Here is a 959-nt window from a genome sequence, read left to right as displayed (position 1 = left end):
GTCGCACATGGCACGGAAACTCGCTTCCAGCGAATCCTCGATTGGTTCGAGAATGGTATGGCGGTACTTCGGACACCACACGAAGTGGTAGTTAATGTTGTACACCGTGTGGTTCGACCGCTTCTCGCCCATACATACCAATACAACGACCAATCGAAAGTATTCTTTGAAGTGACTCACAGACTACCATAAGTAAACTTTTAACTGTGGAAGAATAAGGGGTAGACGTGACGAAACAACTCAAGGTATCCGACACCGTGTACGACGACCTTGACGAACTCAAGGACGAGGAGGGCCACACGAGTTTCGACAGCGTACTCCGCACGCTCCTCCTCCACTACCGTCACGTCCAACCCAACGAGCAAGAATGACCGACTCACAGGCTCTCGTCAAGACGCTGGACTTCCAACTCGACATCCAGAGTGACAACGAGAGCCTGCTGTACGACGCCACCCTCGAAGCGCGGTCGGTGTACAACGAAACCATCCGTCTCGCCAAGCAAGGCGTCGACTGGGACGCGATTCCCGACCGTGTAGCCGACGACGCCAACCTCGTGAAAAACACGACACAGCGCGTCGTCGCCAAAGCACTCGGCGCGATGGAGAACTACTACGAGTACGACGACTTCGGCAAACCCAGTCACACCAAGGACGGCGCGTACCCCCTCCGAACGAACTACGAGGAGGGGTACAACCTGTCGCTCACCGACGACGGCGACGTGGCGTTCCGCATCAGCGCGAAGCCGTACAAGCACGTCACGGGCGTCCTCAAAGGGAGTGACGCCAACCTCGACATTCTCCAGACCGCACTCGAAAGCGATGAGTGGAAGATTGGGACGGCGGAAGCCCTGTTCCACAACGACAACGCTGAGTTGCACGTCAACGTCACCAACACCGAACAGACCGTTCGAGACAAGCAGGACTCGCGGACGGTCGTCGGTGTGGACGTGAACGAAGACA

Annotated in this window: 2 protein-coding genes and 1 pseudogene; 2 read left to right on the top strand and 1 reads right to left on the bottom strand. The window is 56.5% G+C overall.

Annotated features, from left to right (window positions below; all coding sequences use genetic code 11):
- Positions 1–132, bottom strand: a 132-nt coding sequence (locus tag VI234_RS21165; RefSeq protein ID WP_336331226.1) for a transposase, incomplete at its 3' end; no start/stop codon positions are given.
- A gap of 95 nt (positions 133–227) precedes the next feature.
- On the opposite strand from VI234_RS21165, the gene VI234_RS21160 reads away from it, so the two are divergent.
- Both VI234_RS21160 and VI234_RS21155 read left to right on the top strand, forming a co-directional pair.
- The gene (locus VI234_RS21160; protein ID WP_023843275.1) at positions 228–371 is read left to right on the top strand and encodes a hypothetical protein; all 144 of its coding nucleotides are present in this window, start codon (positions 228–230) and stop codon (positions 369–371) included.
- Positions 368–959: pseudogene (locus VI234_RS21155) on the top strand (RNA-guided endonuclease TnpB family protein); the annotation flags it as partial. The gene VI234_RS21160 and the pseudogene VI234_RS21155, both read left to right, overlap by 4 nt.

The sequence above is a fragment of the Haloarcula sp. CGMCC 1.2071 genome, assembly GCF_037078445.1.
Lineage (GTDB): Archaea > Halobacteriota > Halobacteria > Halobacteriales > Haloarculaceae > Haloarcula > Haloarcula amylolytica.
Note: the sequence above shows the minus strand (reverse complement) of the source record. Positions and strands in the feature narration are given on the sequence as shown.